The organism is Streptomyces sp. UC4497, from assembly GCF_054871485.1.
The window spans coordinates 33,773-49,430 of sequence record NZ_JBTYHB010000020.1 but is presented as its reverse complement, the minus strand read 5'-3'; the positions used below and the strand labels follow the sequence as shown (position 1 = coordinate 49,430).

Below are 15,658 nucleotides of genomic sequence, written 5' to 3'. Positions count from 1 at the left end.
CCGGTAGGAGGCATTCGCCCCTTCCACCTCATAGATGACCGATATCGCACCAGATCACCTGAGGGAGCGAATTGCCGTTCTGTGCCTACGTATGAGGTGAGGTGCGCGGCGTCGCGCGAACCCCACCGCAGCGCAAGCTCACACGTTCGGGGGTTCCCCTTCGAAGGGGCGTCCGAGCACACCCGGTCGCCGCTGCCACGGCAACGGGCCACCCGGGGGCCGGTAGGCGACGCCGAGGGCGTCAAGTCGCCGGTAGTGCGCGGTCATTCGGCGCTCGAAGTCCGCGAAGTCGCGCGCACCGGGTGCGGGCAGTTCGCTCCACGCGACCTCGCTGAAGGCCGAAAGCCGCGGGTACACCTGGTAGTCGAGGCGCTGCTCGGTCTCCGTCACCTCGGTCCACACGTTGGCCTGCGTGCCGAGGACGTGTCGCGCCTCCTCCTCGCTCAGCTGCGGAGGAACCGGTTCGAAGCGGTAGACGTCCTCCAGGGTGCGTACGTAGCCGATGGGGACCGGCTCCTCGTCGCCGGGGGCCTGCCGGTAGTTCAAGTAGACCTGCTGCTCGGGGCACATGACGACGTCGTGGCCCGCCCTCGCCGCGGTGATGCCGCCCTCGTAGCCGCGCCAGGAGGAGACCGTGGCGCCGGGCGCGAGGCCGCCTTCGAGGATCTCGTCCCAGCCGATGAGGCGCCGGCCGCGCGCGCCGAGCCAGGTGTCGAAGTGCCGGATGAACCAGGACTGGAGCTCGTCCTCGTCGGCCAACCCCAGTTCCTTGATGCGCGCCTGGGCGGTGGGCGACTGCCCCCACTGGTCCTTGGGGCACTCGTCGCCCCCTACGTGGATGAAGGTCGACGGGAACAGGTCGAGGAGTTCCTCGAAGACGCCCTCGTAGAAGCGGAGGGTGTTGTCAGTGGGGGCGAGTACGTTCGGATTGACGCCCCAGGTGTCCCAGACGGGGAGGGAAGCCGTGTCGACGACATCACTGTTGCCGAGTTCCGGATACGCGTGGATGGCGGCCTGCGAGTGGCCGGGCAGGTCGATCTCGGGGACGACCGCGATATGCAGCGCGTCGGCGTACGCGACGATTTCGCGGATGTCGTCCTGGGTGTAGAAGCCGCCGTGCGGTTTGTCCTCCCACAACTCCGAGGCGCGGTGGCCGAATTTCGTCCGTGGCCGCCAGGAGCCGGACTCCGTCAGCTTCGGATGGCGCTTGATCTCGACGCGCCAGCCCTGGTCGTCGGTGAGGTGGAAGTGCAGGACGTTGAGCTTGTGCGCGGCCATCAGGTCGAGTTGGCGCAGCACCCCGGCCTTCGGCGTGAAGTGGCGGGCGACGTCGAGCATCATGCCGCGCCAGCGGAAGCGTGGCGCGTCGTCGACGCTGACGTGCGGGACGGTCCAGGTGCGCCCGGGGAGCGGGGCCCTGCGGTACGCGTCGGGGCCCAGGAGTTGACGCAGCGTCTGGGCGCCCCAGAAGACGCCTGCCGCGGATCCGCCTTCGATCGTGACGCCCGCGTCCGTCGCACGCAGCCGGTAGCCCTCCGCTTCGAGGGACGGGTCGATGCGCAGGCCGATGACGTCGTCCTCATCCGCGGCCTTGAGCGGCAGGGCGAGACCGGTCGCCGTGCCGAGTGTCGTGCGCAGCCAGCGCGCGGTGTCCTCGGTCCCCTCCCCCGCGGCGATGCCGGTGCGCTCGCCGAGCGCGTGGTGTCCTTCGCCCGAGCGCGTCAGCCGACGTGGGGCGGGGATGAGTTCCATGGCGGGAGGCTAAGAGGACTGGACCAATTCGCGCAATGGTGGGGCGGACGCGCGAAACCCCGGGCATGCGTCGCCGCACGCCCGGGGTTCACCGGGAAAGTCGGGGTTCACCGGAAGGCCGGGCCTCCGGGAAGGTCCACCGGGAAAGGGGAGGAAGGGCCGACTACTTGCCCTTGCCGCCGCCGTCCTTGCCGCCCTTGTCCTTGTCGCCGCCGGCGCCCATGGACTCGTAGATCTCCTTGCACATGGGACACACGGGGTACTTCTTCGGGTCACGGCCCGGCACCCACACCTTGCCGCAGAGCGCGACGACGGGCGTGCCGTCCAGCGCGCTCGCCATGATCTTGTCCTTCTGGACATAGTGGGCGTAGCGCTCGTGATCGCCGTCGCCGTTCGACGTCTGTGGCGTCGGCTCTACGAGGGTCCCCGTACCTGTCCCGCGCTCGGGCTCAAGAGTGCTCATAACCGCCAAGGGTACTTAAGCCCGCCCGGTCCCGGAACGACGTCAGTTGAGCGAGGGGTCGTCCGGATACGTGGCCACCATCGCCAGTTCACCCCGCTGGCGCCGCAGCACCGCGCGCCACAGCCCCTCGGGACGGGTGGCCGAGACGTCACCCGGCTCCGACTCCACGACGTACCAGGCACCCTCGGTCAGTTCGTCCTCCAGCTGCCCCGGGCCCCAGCCCGAGTAGCCGGCGAAGATCCGCAGGGAGCCGAGCGCCGCCGCGAGCAGCTCCGGCGGGGCCTCCAGGTCGACGAGGCCGATCGCCCCGTGCACCCGGCGCCATCCGAGCGGCGCCTCCCGCTCGTCGTCCCCGGGGATCACCGCGACGCCGAGCGCCGAGTCGAGGGAGACCGGGCCGCCCTGGAACACGACACCCGGCTCGCCGGCCAGATCGCCCCAGCCCTCCAGGATGTCTCCGACGTCCACCGGTGTCGGCCTGTTCAGCACGACGCCGAGCGAGCCCTCCTCGTCGTGGTCGAGGAGCAGCACGACCGCCCGGTCGAAATTCGGGTCCGCGAGGGCGGGTGTGGCCACGAGCAGCCGCCCTGTGAGCGAGGACACCTCGGTCATGCGTGACATGATCCCGCATCTGCCCGCCGTACGGGGAGCCAAGCGCAACAACCGCGTGAACGCAGCTCAGCGCGCAGGGAAGTGGAAGACCCGCACTTCACAAAACCGTCACGCTTTGTGCTCTTTCCGGCGCGCTTCGTGTTGTAGCGAACTCATGACGCTCCCTGACCCCCGCAGGCATACGAATAAGGGGCGCACCGCCCTTACCCTTGAGCCTGGCCCTGCCCTTCTCTTCGGAACGCGAGATTCATGACCGTCACCGACGATGTCCTCCTTGTCCACGGCGGAACCCCGCTGGAGGGCGAGATCCGTGTCCGCGGCGCGAAGAACCTCGTGCCCAAGGCCATGGTTGCCGCCATCCTCGGCAGTGCGCCGAGTCGACTGCGCAATGTCCCGGACATCCGCGACGTGCGCGTCGTCCGCGGCCTGCTGCAGCTGCACGGCGTGACGGTCGGCCCCGGTGAGGAACCGGGCGAGCTGGTGATGGACCCCTCGCACGTGGAGTCGGCGAACGTGGCCGACATCGACGCGCACGCGGGCTCCTCCCGCATCCCGATCCTGCTGTGCGGCCCGCTGCTGCACCGCATCGGCCACGCCTTCATCCCGGGTCTCGGCGGCTGCGACATCGGCGGCCGCCCGGTCGACTTCCACTTCGAGGTGCTCCGCCAGTTCGGCGCGACCATCGAGAAGCGCGCGGACGGCCAGTACCTGGAGGCCCCGCAGCGCCTGCGCGGCACGAAGATCCGCCTCCCGTACCCCTCCGTGGGCGCCACCGAGCAGGTCCTGCTCACGGCCGTCCTCGCCGAGGGCGTCACGGAGCTCTCGAACGCGGCGGTGGAGCCGGAGATCGAGGACCTGATCTGCGTCCTGCAGAAAATGGGCGCGATCATCGCGATGGACACCGACCGCACCATCCGCGTCACCGGCGTCGACAAGCTCGGCGGCTACACGCACCGCGCCCTCTCGGACCGCCTGGAGGCGGCCTCCTGGGCGTCGGCGGCGCTCGCCACGCACGGCGACATCTACGTCCGCGGCGCGCAGCAGCGCTCGATGATGACGTTCCTGAACACGTACCGGAAGGTCGGCGGCGCCTTCGAGATCGACGACGACGGCATCCGCTTCTGGCACCCCGGCGGCCAGCTGAAGTCGATCGCGCTCGAGACGGACGTCCACCCCGGTTTCCAGACGGACTGGCAGCAGCCGCTCGTCGTGGCGCTCACGCAGGCCACGGGCCTCTCGATCGTCCACGAGACGGTCTACGAGTCGCGCCTCGGCTTCACGTCCGCGCTGAACCAGATGGGCGCGCACATCCAGCTCTACCGCGAGTGCCTCGGTGGCTCCGACTGCCGCTTCGGCCAGCGCAACTTCCTGCACTCGGCGGTCGTCTCCGGCCCCACGAAGCTGGAGGGCGCCGACCTGGTCATCCCCGACCTGCGCGGTGGCTTCTCGTACCTGATCGCGGCGCTGGCGGCCCAGGGGACGTCCCGCGTCCACGGCATCGACCTGATCAACCGCGGCTACGAGAACTTCATGGAGAAGCTCGTCGAACTCGGCGCGAAGGTCGAACTCCCCGGCAAGGCCCTCGGCTAGCCGCCACTCGCTCCACGTAGGCAAGGGCCGCCCCCGGTCGACCGGGGGCGGCCCATTGCTTTTAGGGGCGCGGGGAACTGCGCGCCCAGCCACGGTCGGGCGTGTCTGCCGACAAGGTTCAGCTCTGTGGCCGTCGCGGCTTTTGGTGTGGTTGCGTTTGCGCAGTTCCCCGCGCCCCTAAAAGCACAAGGGCGGCCCCCGGAAGGAATCCGGGGGGCCGCCCTTGTTCGTTGCGCCTAGGACTTACTTACCCTTGGCCGCTTCCTTGAGCTTCGAGCCCGCGGAGACCTTCACGCTGTAGCCGGCCGGGATGTTGATCGGCTCGCCGGTCTGCGGGTTACGAGCGGTGCGAGCGGCACGGTGGGTGCGCTCGAAGGTCAGGAAGCCGGGGATGGTGACCTTCTCGTCGCCCTTGGCAACGATCTCGCCGACGGTCTCGGCGAACGCGGCCAGCACGGCGTCGGCGTCCTTGCGGGTCACCTCGGCGCGGTCGGCCAGCGCGGCCACCAGCTCACTGCGGTTCATGTTTGTACTCCCGTGTTCTTCTTGCCGTTGAGGCGTGCCACGCGGCCAGGCCGCGTGTTGGGCAACAGCAAAGTTGATGCTGCCAGGGTCTCGGTCAGGCCCAGGACCCGGGTCCGTCTTCCAGACCCTTGCGCCTGAAGAGGCATCCTGCCCCTACCCACGGCGGTAAAGCCAATCCGGCACCCCTTGGGGTCACACGGAAAGCGCCACCGCGCCGGTTGCAGGGGCGGGCCCGGGGGGCCTGTTTCCCGGCCAGCCTATGGGGCCCGAGGGCCCCGTAAACCGCGACGCGCCGGTAATCAGGCGGTCGTGGCCGCCGTCACAGCCGCTCCAGCGGCCTTCGCGGCGTCCCGGACGGCTCCGGCGACCGCTCCGGCCACCTTGTCGTTGAAGACGCTCGGAATGATGTAGTTCGGGTTGAGTTCGTCCTCGGTGACCACGTCGGCCAGGGCCGTCGCGGCCGCCAGCATCATTTCCGTGTTCACCGTGCGCGACTGGGCGTCGAGCAGGCCGCGGAAGACGCCGGGGAAGACGAGGACGTTGTTGATCTGGTTCGGGAAGTCGGAGCGGCCCGTGGCCACCACGGCGGCCGTCTGACGGGCGATCGCCGGGTCGACCTCGGGGTCCGGGTTCGCGAGCGCGAACACGATGGCTCCCTCGGCCATCGCGGCCACGTCGTCGCCGTTCAGCACGTTCGGGGCCGAGACGCCGATGAACACGTCCGCGCCGACGACCGCTTCCTTCAGCGTGCCGGTGAGGCCCTCGGGGTTGGTGTTGTCGGCGATCCAGCGCAGCGGCGAGTCGCTGTCGGCGTCCTTGAGGTCCTCGCGGCCCGCGTGCACGACACCGTGGATGTCGGCCACGACGGCGTTCTTGATGCCCGCCGCGAGCAGCAGCTTCAGGATGGCCGTACCGGCGGCGCCGGCGCCCGACATGACGACGCGGGTGTCGCCCATGTCCTTGCCCGTGACGCGCAGCGCGTTGGTCAGCGCGGCGAGCACGACGATGGCGGTGCCGTGCTGGTCGTCGTGGAAGACGGGGATGTCGAGGGCCTCGCGCAGCCGGGCCTCGATCTCGAAGCAGCGGGGCGCCGAGATGTCCTCGAGGTTGATGCCCGCGAAGCCCGGGGCGATGGCCTTGACGATCTCGACGATGGCGTCGGTGTCCTGGGTGTCCAGGCAGATCGGCCAGGCGTCGATGTCGGCGAAGCGCTTGAAGAGGGCCGCCTTGCCCTCCATGACCGGCAGCGCGGCCTTCGGGCCGATGTTGCCGAGGCCGAGCACCGCGGAGCCGTCCGTGACGACCGCCACGGAGTTGCGCTTGATGGTCAGACGCCGGGCGTCCTCGGGGTTCTCCGCGATCGCCATGCAGACGCGGGCCACACCCGGCGTGTAGACCATGGAGAGGTCGTCACGGTTGCGGATGGGGTGCTTGGACTGCATCTCGATCTTGCCGCCGAGGTGCATCAGGAACGTACGGTCGGAGACCTTTCCGAGCGTGACGCCCTCGATGCCGCGGAGCTTGTCGACGATCTCGTCCGCGTGGGACGTCGACGAAGCCGCGATCGTGACGTCGATCCGGAGCTTCTCGTGACCGGAGGCGGTGACGTCCAGGCCGGTCACCGAGCCGCCGGAGGACTCCACGGCGGTGGTCAGCTGCGAGACGGCGTTACCGCCCGCGGGGACCTCCAACCGGACCGTCATCGAGTAGGAGACGCTGGGCGCCGTTGCCATGGCCGACTTCCTCTGCTTTCACCGTGTAGCTATTGCTGTCCGATGGTCCCACCTACCGGTGAGTACGTGGTAGTCGCATCGGGTTTTGAAGCTAACGTTCATTCACCTTTTGGAAAGTAGTTTCCACCATACGAGAACTCGGGGGAAACGGGAAGAGGGAACAGAACGAGGCCCACGTCACGGAAGTGACGTGGGCCTCGCCTCACGTTCATGACACCGACCCGCCATGCTCGCCTCGCGGCAAGTGGTCCCTCTAAGGGACGATGGTTGGGCCCGGGGGCTTGGATCGAGCCGGTGCCGTCATCAACGGTAACACCGGAGACAGTGGGGGCAAGAGTCAGTCGCGGAGCAGATCCGGCACCCCGTTCGCGTCCGGTTCGTCCCGCTCTCCGGAGACCACCGTGAGCTGCTGCGTGGCCCGGGTCAGGGCCACGTACAGGACGCGCAGGCCCGCCGGGGACTCGTCGGCGATCTCGGCCGGGGAGACCACGATCGTGGCGTCGTACTCCAGGCCCTTGGCCTCCAGGGAGCCGAGCGCCACGACGCGCTCGCCGAGCCCGGACAGCCAACGGGCGGCCTCCTCGCGGCGGTTCATCGCCACGACGACGCCGACCGTGCCGTCGACCTGCTCCAGGAGCCGGGCGGCCTCCGCCCTGACGGTGTCCCCGACCCTGTCCCGTACGACTTCGAAGCGCGGCCGCACGCCCGTCGAGCGGACCGCCGAAGGGGATTCGGAGCCGGGCATCGCGAGCGCCAGGACCTTCGCGGCCAGCTCGGCGATCTCGGAGGGGTTGCGATAGTTCACGGTCAGGGTGAAGCGGCGGCGGGGCCGGGAGCCGAGGGCCTCGTCGCGGGCGGCGCCCGCCTCGTCCGGGTCGGACCAGGAGGACTGGGCGGGGTCGCCGACGATCGTCCACGTCGCGTGCCGGCCGCGGCGGCCGACCATCCGCCACTGCATCGGCGTGAGGTCCTGCGCCTCGTCGACGATGACGTGCGCGTACTCGGTGCGCTCCTGGGCGAGGCGCTCGGCGCGCTCGCGCTGGGACTCCTCGCGCTGCGGCATCAGCTCTTCCAGGCCGGTGAGCTGGTCGAGCGGGTCGTACTCGCGCTTCTTCTTCGGGCGGGCCGGGGAGCCGAGCACGGCGTTCAGCTCGTCGAGGAGGGCGACGTCGTGGACCGAGAGGGCGTCGCGGCGCAACGATTTGGCGAGCTTGCGGACCTCGCCGGGGTTGAGGATGCGGCGGGCCCAGCGACCCAGGCGCCGCTCGTCGGACATGGCGGACAGGACCGCGCGGGGCGTCAGCTCCGGCCACCACGCGTCGAGGAAGTGGATGAACTCGTCCTCGCTCGTGACGTCGTCGTCGAAGGAGGAGCGCAGCTCGGCCGCCAGCTCGGGGTCGGAGTGCCGGCTCCCGGCGCCCGACTGGTCCCACAGGGCGTCCAGGAGGAGCTTGCGGGCGCGCGGGCGCAGGTGGTTGACGGGGGCGGTGCCGCCGAGGGCGGCCTGCCGGATCCGGTTCAGCCGGTCCGCGTCCAGCTCCAGGCGGCGGCCGAAGGCGACGACGCGGAGCCGGGTGGGGGTCTCCCCCGTGGCGGTCTCCGGCTCCTCGTCACCGAAGTCCCCGAACGCGAGCTGCTCCTGGGCGGGCTGCTTCGGGCGCCCGCTCTCCAGGGCTCCCCGTGCGGCCTTCCTGAGCACCCTCAGCATCCGCGACGAGCCCTTGACGCGGGCCACCGCCGGGGAGTCGTAGACCGTGGCCTCCGCGCCGTCGACCAGCGAGCCGACCGCGCGGATCGCGACCTGGCCCTCCTCGCCGAGCGAGGGCAGCACGCCCTCGGTGTAGGCGACCAGGAGCGGGGTCGGCGAGACGATCAGGATGCCGCCCGCGTAGCGGCGCCTGTCCTGGTACAGGAGGTACGCGGCGCGGTGCAGCGCCACCGCCGTCTTGCCGGTGCCGGGGCCGCCCTCCACGTACGTCACGGACGCGGCGGGCGCCCGGATGACCTGGTCCTGCTCGGCCTGGATGGAGGCCACGATGTCGCGCATGGAGTGGCTGCGGGCCTGGCCGAGGGCGGCCATCAGCGCGCCGTCGCCGATGGCGGGCAGCCGCTCGCCCTCCAGGTACGCCGTCAGCTCCGGGCGCATCAGGTCGTCCTCGACGCCGAGCACCTTGCGGCCCTTGGAGCGGATGACGCGGCGGCGCACCACGCGGCCCGGATCGACCGGGGTGGAACGGTAGAAGGGGGCGGCGGCCGGGGCGCGCCAGTCGATGACGAGCGGCGAGTAGTCCGCGTCGAGCACACCGATCCGGCCGATGTGCAGCGTCTCGGCGATGTCGGCCGTGTTGTCCTCGCGGACGGCGCCGTCGGCCGGCTCGATCGCCGTGTACGCGCCGTCCGGGCCCTTCTTGCCGTCCTTGCCCTGGAGCAGGTCGATGCGGCCGAAGAGGAAGTCCTCGAACTCGTTGTTGAGACGGTTCAGATGGATGCCCGCGCGAAAGACCTGCGCGTCGCGCTCGGCGAGCGCGCCGGGCGTGCCGACCTGGCCGCGCTTGGTGGCGTCCTCCATCAGGAACTCGGCCTCGTGGATCTTCTCTTCGAGGCGTCGGTAGACGGCGTCGAGATGGTTCTGTTCGACGCCGAGCTCGCGGTCGCGGACCGAATCCGCGGACTCGTCCCCACCTGGGTTCGTATCCGATTTCACCGCTGAATCGTGCGGAGCCTGAGCGGCCACCGGGCCCCCTTCTGACGTGCTGGGCAGCCGTCAAAGGTACGCGAAAGGGGCCCCGTAGGGCTACGTGCGGCGCCGTGCGGTCAGGCGTTCACCTCCACGAGCCGCTTTCCGTCGAGCGTCTCGACCTCGAAGTGGTCGATCTGGCGCCGGTCGAAGGCCGCGCCCCCGTGCACGTACAGGGGCTTCTTCGCGTTCGCGTTCGCACTGTCGTCGATGCCGTAGCCCCATTTCGGGACGGCCCAGGTGGTGACCGTCTCGCGCTCGCCGTTCTTGCCGACCGCGACGAGGGAGCACTTCAGTGGGCCCTTGACGTTCTTCAGTTCCAGGACGGTGTGGGTGCCCCAGGCCTTCTTCTCCATGCCGATCGTCGCGGTGACGTTCGTGGTGGCGTCGGTGGCCTTCACCTTGTCGGTCATGTGGTTGAAGAAGGCGTCCTTGGCGGGGCTGGTCGAGTGCGGCTCCGCGACGGTGTCTTTGCCGCCGTCGTCCGTCACCGCCATCACCGTCAGCGGGCCGCCGATGATCAGGGCCGCGGCGGCCGCGACCAGGTAGAGGCCGCGCCTGCGCTTCTTCGCGCGGCGGCGCCCCAGTTCGTCCGCGAGGGACTCCGCGAGGCGGGGGCTCGGGCGGGCCGCGAGGGAGTCGCCGATCTGCGGGGTCGGCTCGCGGGGTGCGCCGCGCTCGGGCGGCAGGTCGGCGAGGGCGGCGAGCATCGGCTCCATGCCCGCGAACTCCTCGAGGTTCCGCGCGCACCGCTCGCACGTCGCCAGGTGTGCTTCAAAGGCGCTCGCCTCGATGTCGTCGAGGATGCCGAGCGCGTAGGCGCCGACGGTCTCGTGCACGTCGCCCGCCTGCTCATGGCCGAAGGGACCGTACGATCCGTGGCCCGTCGTCATGCCGTCACCCCCCGCTCCTCAAGCGCCAGCTTCATCGAGCGCAGCGCGTAGAAGACCCGCGAGCGCACGGTGCCGCTGGGGATGCCGAGCGTCTCGGCCGCCTCGTTGACCGTACGTCCTTTGAAGTACGTCTCCACGAGTACTTCCCGGTGGGCCGGGGTCAAGTCCTCCAGCGCGTCGGAAAGGGTCATCAGCCACAACGCCTTGTCGATCTCGTCCTCCGCGGGGATGACCTCCAGCGGCGACGGATCGACCTCCTGCGGCCGGGCCTGCCGACTGCGGTGGCCGTCGATGACGATGCGCCGGGCGACCGTCACCAGCCAGGGGCGTACCGAACCGGTCGCTCGGTTGAGCTGTCCGGCGTTCTTCCAGGCACGGATGAGCGTCTCCTGTACGACATCCTCCGCGCGCTGCCGGTCCCCCGCCACCAAACGGAGCACATAGGCCAGAAGCGGCCGTGCGTGCTCGGCGTAGAGCGCGCGCATCAGCTCCTCGTCCGGCTCGGGGGGCCGGGGAGCGCGATGTCGGGCCCGGGGCGGGCGTTCATCGGCCACGGCGGAATCCTTGCGCACGCCTACCTCCGGTGTCCCCTGTTCGGCCATGTCTCTCGGCTGGGCTCACGGGAGGGATACGCACACGAACTCACGGATGTTCAAAGGGAGTTACAGAAGTCGACTCACGCCCTGGCCAGAGCGGCCGCCCGCCGCCGATGTCTGGCCACCCGCTCCCGGTTGCCGCACACCTCGCTGGAGCACCAACGGCGCCTGCGGCCGCGCGACATGTCCAAGTAGATGATGGGGCAGTTGTCGCCCTCGCACTGGCGGAGGGAGTCGCGCACGGTGGGGTCGGTGAGGAGGTCGATGGCGTCGCGCGCGACGGCCGCGAGCAGGGCCGGGCAGCCGGGTTCGATGTGCAGGGCGCGGACGAGGGTGCCGTCGGCCGCGCGTACGGCGCGGGGTGCGGGCGGGGCCGCGCGGGCGAGCAGGTTGACCCGTTCCAGGGCGCCGGGGACCGGTCGGCCGGAGAGTTCGCCGCGCACCAAATGGGCTATGTGGGCGCGCAGTTCGCGGAACGCGGCGAGCCAGGCGGGTGAGCGGTCCGCCAGCGCGGCGGCGCTCGGGACGAGCCCCGCACCGACCAGCCAGGCGCGCAGCAGGTCGGGGCTCGTGAGGCGTTCTTCGGGGTGCGCGGTCGCGACGAGGTCCAGGCAGAGACGCCCGGAGTCGAACCGCAACTCGTAGGGGGCAGGGGCAGGCGGGTGGGGCCCTGTGGGTACTGCTGCCATGCCCTCTACAGTGCCCGCCCACGGGCGCGGCCGGAACCCCCGCTGCCGGAAACGGAGTTGACGGCTTAGGCGCGCCCGTACGCCGGAGGATCGTCGTGCAGGATCCGCTGGAACAGGACGTGGTCGCGCCAATCCCCGTTGATGTGGAGAAACTTGGGCGCGAGCCCGTACCGGACGAAGCCGCACTTGGCGAGGACGCGCTGGGACGCCTCGTTGTCCGTGAGCGTGCCCGCCTCGACGCGGTGCAGGCCCATGTCGTCGCGGGCGGCCCGGCAGACCTCCTCCACGGCGGCTGGGATCAGCCCCCGGCCCCGGTAGTCGGCGTCGACCCAGTAGCCGAGGTTGGCGCTGCACAGGGGGCCGAGGTGGATGCCGTTGAGCGCGACACGGCCGACCACGCGCCCGTCGGCGGCCCGGTCGAACAACAGCCACAACGCCCCGGCCGGCTCGGCGATCCGCTCGGCCTGCTCCCGCGCCGTGTAGTACTCCTCGGAGCGGTACGGCTCCCACGTCTTCATGAACTCCCGGTTCCGGACCACGGCGTCGGCCAGCGCCTGGGCGTCCTCGGGGACGGCGCGGCGGAGTTCCATGTCGGGGCTGATCAACATGCCCGTACGGTACGCGGGCCCCTGGACGCTCGCGCATGGGGTTGCGCGGATCGACGATGTCGGGCGGCACGGCCCGCGACTTGACTGGGGCCATGACGACATCGACGCGTTTCACGGGATGGGTACTGGGGGCGGCCACGGTCGCCATGGGCCTGGCGGCAGGTTCGTTCTACGTGTTCGCGTGCGCCGTGATGCCCGGTGTGGCGCGCAGCGGCGACCGTACGTACATCGAGGTGACGCAGAGCATCAACGACGTCATCCAGAACCCGGTGTTCTTCCTGAGCTTCATCGGAGCGCTGGTGTTCACCGGATACGCGGCCTGGCGGGTGCGACGTCAACGGGGGCCGCGGGGCTGGGTGTTCGCGGCGCTGGCCTGCTACGCGGTGGTGTTCCTGCTGACGATGACGGTGAACGTGCCGTTGAACGACGCGCTGGCCGCGGCCGGCCCCCCGGCGAGGATCTCCGACCCGGCACGGGTCCGGGAGGATTTCGAGGGCCCGTGGGTGACGTGGAACGTGGTCCGGGCGGTGCTGTGCACGGGGGCGGTGGGGTGCTTGGTACGGGGGCTGGTCCGATCAAGCCCCTGCGGCGATTGAGCAGCGGGGTATGGGGCAGAGCCCCAATCTTTCGGCCCGTCCGGCGCTCGCTCCCGGGGCGCCCCCCCGGACCCCGCTGCTCAATCGCCGCAGGGGCTCTAAATGTCCGCGTACTTCGCATCCGCCGCCGGGTCCAACGCCAACCGATACCCCCGCTTGACCACCGTCTGAATCAGCTTCGGCGTCCCCAGGGACGACCTGAGCCGCGCCATCGCCGTCTCCACGGCATGCTCATCGCGGCCAGCACCCGGCAGCGCCCGCAGCAGCTCCGCGCGGGAGACCACCCACCCGGGGCGCCGCGCCAGCGTCCGCAGCAGGGACATGCCTGCGGGCGGCACCGGGCGCAGCTCGTCGTCCACCACCACGGCCTGCCCGCGGATCTGCATCTGGTGGCCCGCGATCGGCAACGTACGCGCGCGTGCGGGCAGTTCCTTGCACAGCAGCTGCACCAGCGGGCCGAGCCGGAAGCGCTCCGGCTGCACCGTGTCCACGCCCCGCGCCTGCAACGGCAGCGCCGTCACCGGGCCGACGCAGGCCGCCAGCACGTCGTGGTGCAGGGCCGCCAGCAGCTCCGCCTCCAGACCCCGCTCCTCCGCGCGACGCAGCAGCGCCTGCGCGGCGGGAGCCGAGGTGAACGTCAGCGCGTCCACGCCGCGCGACACCGTGGCGTCGAGGAGGCGGTCGACCGGCCCTATGTCCTGCGGCGGGAGCCAGCGGTAGACGGGGACACCGACCACCTCGGCACCCGCCTCGCGCAGCGCCTCGACGAACCCCGGAAGCGGCTCGCCGTGCAGCTGCACCGCGACGCGCCGCCCCTGGACGCCCTCGTCGAGCAGCCGCTCCAGGACCTCGGCCATCGATTCGGACGAGGGCGACCACTCCTCGGTGAGGCCGGCCGCACGCACCGCACCCTTGACCTTCGGGCCGCGCGCGAGGAGCTCGACGCCACGAAGGCGCCCGAGCAGATCCTCGCCCAGGCCCCAGCCGTCGGCGGCCTCGACCCAGCCCCGGAAGCCGATGGCGGTCGTGGCCACCACCACGTCCGGGGCGTGGTCGATCAACTCCTTCGTCGCGACGAGGAGTTCGCTGTCGTCCGCGAGCGGCACGATCCGCAGGGCCGGCGCGTGCTGCACCGAGGCCCCGCGCCGCTGGAGCAGCGCGCCCAGTTCGTCGGCGCGGCGCGCCGCGGTGACGCCCACGGTGAAGCCGGCGAGCGGCCCGTGGGCCTGCTCCGGCCTCGTGGCCTGCTGTTCCTCGTCCATGCTGGTTCTCGCCCCGCTCGACGTTCTTCCGTGCACCAGGTCCACCGGTGCGTCGTACGAGCCTGTCAACGCTCCGTGTCGGCCCCGGATCAACGTTATTGCGTACGTGTTACGGGAGCCAATGTCACACCTCCGCGTAGCTGAGCTGCGGCTTCTTCTCGGCCGCGGAACTCGCGACGGTACGCGACGCCGAGCGGCGAAGGTATACGGCCCAGGTCACGGCGAAGCACACGGCGTAGAAGGCGAGGAAGGCGACGAACGCCCCGGTGCCGGTGCCTGCCGTCTGGAAGGACTGCCGGAACGCCAGGTTGATGCCGAGCCCGCCGAGCGCGCCGACCGCGCCGATCAGCCCCATGGAGGCGCCGGAGAGCCGCCGCCCGTACGCGGCCGCTTCCTCGCCCGTGAGCCCCTTCGCCAGCGCCTTCGTCTGGAAGATGCCGGGGATCATCTTGTACGTCGACCCGTTGCCGAGCCCGCTCAGCACGAACAGGGCGATGAACGCGACGGTGAACAGGGCGAGCGACTTCTCGACCGAGGCCAGGATCACGACGGCCGTGGCGAGGGCCATGCCGACGAAGTTCCACAGCGTGATGCGCGCGCCGCCGTACTTGTCGGCGAGCTTGCCGCCGACGGGCCGGATGAGCGAGCCGAGCAGCGGGCCGATGAAGGTGACTCCGGCCGCCTGGAGCGGCGTACGGCCGAACTGGGTCTGCAGGACGAGGCCGAAGGCGAACGAGTAGCCGATGAAGGAGCCGAACGTCCCTACGTAGAGGAACGACATGATCCAGGTGTGGGCGTCGCGCACGGCCTCCTTCGCGGCGCCGGTGTCGTTCTTCACCGTCGCCAGGTTGTCCATGAACAGCGCGGAGCAGATCGTCGCGACGACGATCAGCGGGATGTAGATGCCGAGCAGCACGCGCGGCCCGCCGCTCGCTCCGATCACGGCGAGCGCGACGAGCTGGATGACGGGGACGCCGATATTGCCGCCGCCCGCGTTCAGGCCGAGCGCCCAGCCCTTCTTCCGCAGCGGGAAGAAGGAGTTGATGTTGGTCATGGAGGAGGCGAAGTTGCCGCCGCCGACACCGGTGAGCGCCGCACACCACATGAAGGTGGTGTACGAGGTGCCCGGCTCCATCACCGCGAACGCGGCGATCGACGGCACAAGGAGCATGCTCGCCGAGATGATCGTCCAGTTGCGGCCGCCGAAGACCGCGACGGCGAACGTGTAGGGCACGCGCGCGAAGGCGCCCACCAGCGTCGCCATCGACACGAGGAAGAACTTCCCCGCCGGGTCGATCCCGTACTCGGGGCCCATGAACAGGACCATCACCGACCACAGGGTCCAGATGGAGAATCCGATGTGCTCGGAGAGGATGGAGAAGGCGAGGTTGCGCCGGGCGACCTTCGCCCCCGTCTCCTCCCAGAACACTTCGTCCTCGGGATCCCATCGATCGATCCAGTTCCGGCTCCGGGTCTGTTCCTTGGGGCCAGGCATCTCACGCCTCCAGGTCACGGTTCGCGTCTGTGTGACCGAAGGTAGGGAGGCGGGATTTCCGGTTCGTGGCGCGAAGTGACCACGGGGGAACTTTGCGCTCACCTGGA

The 15,658-nt window shown here is 70.4% G+C and carries 14 protein-coding genes; 2 read left to right on the top strand and 12 right to left on the bottom strand.

Features of this window, described 5'->3' with window-relative positions; all coding sequences use genetic code 11:
- Nucleotides 1–138: 138 nt before the first annotated feature.
- The 3 genes from ACYSUO_RS25660 to ACYSUO_RS25650 form a co-directional block, all read right to left on the bottom strand.
- Nucleotides 139–1,752 (bottom strand): beta-N-acetylhexosaminidase, encoded by a 1,614-nt coding sequence (locus tag ACYSUO_RS25660; RefSeq protein WP_461778599.1) that lies wholly within the window; start codon nt 1,750–1,752, stop codon nt 139–141.
- A gap of 163 nt (nt 1,753–1,915) precedes the next feature.
- Nucleotides 1,916–2,215, bottom strand: a complete 300-nt coding sequence (locus ACYSUO_RS25655; RefSeq protein ID WP_426903342.1) for a DUF3039 domain-containing protein — start codon at nt 2,213–2,215, stop codon at nt 1,916–1,918.
- 42 nt (nt 2,216–2,257) lie between these two features.
- On the bottom strand, nt 2,258–2,827 hold the full coding sequence (locus ACYSUO_RS25650) for a YqgE/AlgH family protein (RefSeq protein WP_389283253.1): 570 nt from the start codon (nt 2,825–2,827) through the stop codon (nt 2,258–2,260).
- A gap of 249 nt (nt 2,828–3,076) precedes the next feature.
- On the opposite strand from ACYSUO_RS25650, the gene murA reads away from it, so the two are divergent.
- Nucleotides 3,077–4,417: a UDP-N-acetylglucosamine 1-carboxyvinyltransferase gene (gene murA / locus ACYSUO_RS25645; RefSeq protein WP_266710853.1), complete on the top strand. Its 1,341-nt coding sequence runs from the start codon at nt 3,077–3,079 to the stop codon at nt 4,415–4,417.
- 243 nt (nt 4,418–4,660) lie between these two features.
- Here murA and ACYSUO_RS25640 read toward each other — a convergent pair whose 3' ends face one another.
- From ACYSUO_RS25640 to ACYSUO_RS25610, 7 genes are all read right to left on the bottom strand, one after another.
- A complete protein-coding gene (locus tag ACYSUO_RS25640; RefSeq protein ID WP_016645140.1) occupies nt 4,661–4,942 on the bottom strand; it encodes an HU family DNA-binding protein in 282 nt (93 codons plus the stop codon).
- Between the two features lie 299 nt (nt 4,943–5,241).
- Complete coding sequence (locus ACYSUO_RS25635) at nt 5,242–6,675, bottom strand: malic enzyme-like NAD(P)-binding protein (protein ID WP_461778598.1); 1,434 nt, start codon at nt 6,673–6,675, stop codon at nt 5,242–5,244.
- Between the two features lie 337 nt (nt 6,676–7,012).
- Complete coding sequence (locus ACYSUO_RS25630; protein ID WP_461778597.1) at nt 7,013–9,409, bottom strand: HelD family protein; 2,397 nt, start codon at nt 9,407–9,409, stop codon at nt 7,013–7,015.
- 80 nt (nt 9,410–9,489) lie between these two features.
- On the bottom strand, nt 9,490–10,305 hold the full coding sequence (locus tag ACYSUO_RS25625) for an anti-sigma factor family protein (RefSeq protein ID WP_461778596.1): 816 nt from the start codon (nt 10,303–10,305) through the stop codon (nt 9,490–9,492).
- Nucleotides 10,302–10,907: a sigma-70 family RNA polymerase sigma factor gene (locus tag ACYSUO_RS25620; protein WP_266710860.1), complete on the bottom strand. Its 606-nt coding sequence runs from the start codon at nt 10,905–10,907 to the stop codon at nt 10,302–10,304. The genes ACYSUO_RS25625 and ACYSUO_RS25620 overlap by 4 nt, the downstream gene beginning before the upstream one ends.
- Nucleotides 10,908–10,981: 74 nt before the next feature.
- A complete protein-coding gene (locus ACYSUO_RS25615; RefSeq protein ID WP_461778595.1) occupies nt 10,982–11,590 on the bottom strand; it encodes a CGNR zinc finger domain-containing protein in 609 nt (202 codons plus the stop codon).
- 65 nt (nt 11,591–11,655) lie between these two features.
- Complete coding sequence (locus tag ACYSUO_RS25610; protein WP_461778594.1) at nt 11,656–12,198, bottom strand: GNAT family N-acetyltransferase; 543 nt, start codon at nt 12,196–12,198, stop codon at nt 11,656–11,658.
- A gap of 92 nt (nt 12,199–12,290) precedes the next feature.
- Here ACYSUO_RS25610 and ACYSUO_RS25605 point away from each other — a divergent pair, with 92 nt between their 5' ends.
- Complete coding sequence (locus tag ACYSUO_RS25605; RefSeq protein WP_461778593.1) at nt 12,291–12,794, top strand: anthrone oxygenase family protein; 504 nt, start codon at nt 12,291–12,293, stop codon at nt 12,792–12,794.
- A 98-nt stretch (nt 12,795–12,892) separates the two neighbouring features.
- Here ACYSUO_RS25605 and ACYSUO_RS25600 read toward each other — a convergent pair whose 3' ends face one another.
- Complete coding sequence (locus ACYSUO_RS25600) at nt 12,893–14,056, bottom strand: uroporphyrinogen-III synthase (RefSeq protein ID WP_461778592.1); 1,164 nt, start codon at nt 14,054–14,056, stop codon at nt 12,893–12,895.
- Between the two features lie 124 nt (nt 14,057–14,180).
- Complete coding sequence (locus ACYSUO_RS25595; RefSeq protein WP_461778591.1) at nt 14,181–15,551, bottom strand: nitrate/nitrite transporter; 1,371 nt, start codon at nt 15,549–15,551, stop codon at nt 14,181–14,183.
- Nucleotides 15,552–15,658: the final 107 nt, after the last annotated feature.